Annotated in this window: 1 protein-coding gene; it reads right to left on the bottom strand. The window is 44.6% G+C overall.

What is annotated here, in order from left to right; genetic code table 11:
* On the bottom strand, window positions 1-287 hold a 287-nt coding region (gene eutH, locus SB773_RS31135), incomplete at both ends, for an ethanolamine utilization protein EutH (protein ID WP_410594128.1).

Here is a 287-nt window from a genome sequence, read left to right on the forward strand (position 1 = left end):
CACCACTTGGATTTCATCGCTATCTTCTTCCTGGTTATTCGTTTTATATTCATTTATGCCGATGACTCCCGCTGCACGATCTTTTCCCTCCAATTCCAAAGCTTTCGGAACGGACAGCCAGTAAGCAAGACCGATTCCAATACCGCCGGCAGATAGCTTGCCTACTATGACGGGTAAAATTAAGGATGGCTGAAAGTTGGCTGTGAAAGATAAATGATCGCCTAATAGGAAAGCTGCACACACAGCGAAGGAAATGTTTATGACCTTATCCTTCGGAGGCATATCTT

The sequence above is a fragment of the Bacillus sp. SIMBA_074 genome, from assembly GCF_046534555.1.
Lineage (GTDB): Bacteria > Bacillota > Bacilli > Bacillales > Bacillaceae_G > Bacillus_A > Bacillus_A mycoides.